The following is a 1,284-nucleotide window of genomic DNA, read 5'->3' as shown; positions in this document are numbered from 1 at the left end:
AGAGCTGGTTCGGTTTGTCTGAACAGATTGGGGCGTTTCGCTAAGTGGATTTCCGCCTCGATTATGCCGCCACCATCATTGGCGTCAGCGCGTTGAAGTAAGCCTGATCCGGCGTCTGCCGGTCAAGGGATGAATGTGGGCGTCGGGTATTGTAAAAGGTCAGATATCGACTGATGCCAGCGCGGGCCTCGGACACAGTTGCGTAGGCATGGAGATAGACCTCCTCGTATTTGATCGACCGCCAGAGCCGCTCGACGAAGACGTTGTCGCGCCATGCACCCTTGCCATCCATCGAGATTTCAATCCCGGCCTTCTTCAGCACAGCAGTGAAGTCGATGGAGGTGAACTGCGATCCCTGGTCGGTATTGAAGATGTCTGGCCTGCCATATCGGCAGAGAGCTTCCTCAACCGCCTCGATACAAAAGGCCGTCTCCATTGTGATCGACAGCCGCCACGACAGAACCCGACGACTGAACCAATCGACGACGGCGCAGAGATAGACGAAGCCCCGCGCCATGGGGATGTAGCTGATATCCATTGCCCAGACCTGGTTGGGTCTGGTGACCGCCAGCTTCCTGAGCAGATATGGATAGACCTTGTGACCAGGTACCGGTTTAGACGTGTTGGGTCGGCGGTAAATCGCCTCAATGCCCATCTTCTTCATCAGCGTCGCAACGTGAAGCCGCCCTGTCTGAAGCCCTTCTGCCTTCAAAAGCCCTTGCAACATCCGACTTCCGGCAAACGGGTAATCGAGATGCAGTTCATCGATCCGCCGCATCAAAGCCAGATCGCCGTCTGACACAGGGCGCGGCGAATAATAGAGGCTGCCTCGACTGAAGCCGAGAAGCTTCGCCTGGCGGACAACGGACAGTTTGTGCTCGCGGTTGATCATTTCTTTCCGCTCAGCAGTCCGGCTTTGCCGAGCGCACTGGATAAAAAATCATTCTCTAACGTCAGCTCCCCAATCTTGGCGTGTAGAGTTTTGACATCAACGGTCGCAGCCTCCGGTTCCGCTTTGGCGTCATCGCCGAAAACGCCTGTCGCCCCCTCAAGGAGCTGGTCTTTCCACTGCTTAATTTGATTGGTGTGCACGTCGAACTGCTGGGATAATTCCACCAGCGTCTGTTCACCCCTGATGGCGGCAAGCGCCACCTTCGCCTTGAAGGCCGGGCTATGGTTCCGGCGCGGTCGTCTCGTCATGGTATCTCCTGTTCCCGGCATCTAAGCCGAAGTCAGGCAGAAATTCCACTTATCCGTCCTGTCCAAATTTCCCGAGCCAGCTCT

At 56.2% G+C, this 1,284-nt stretch carries 1 protein-coding gene; it reads right to left on the bottom strand.

All coding sequences use genetic code 11. The annotated features are described in order from the left end of the window. Positions 1-61 precede the first annotated feature (61 nt). Positions 62-1,200 (bottom strand): IS3 family transposase gene (locus tag JNB88_RS33075; protein WP_220359161.1). Its coding sequence is split into 2 segments (ribosomal slippage): positions 62-942 and positions 942-1,200, totalling 1,140 coding nucleotides; the frame shifts between segments, so codons are not numbered across the junction. Positions 1,201-1,284 lie beyond the last annotated feature (84 nt).

This window comes from Rhizobium cauense (assembly GCF_019511525.1).
In the GTDB taxonomy this organism is placed as follows: Bacteria; Pseudomonadota; Alphaproteobacteria; order Rhizobiales; family Rhizobiaceae; genus Rhizobium; species Rhizobium cauense.
Note: the sequence above shows the minus strand (reverse complement) of the source record. Positions and strands in the feature narration are given on the sequence as shown.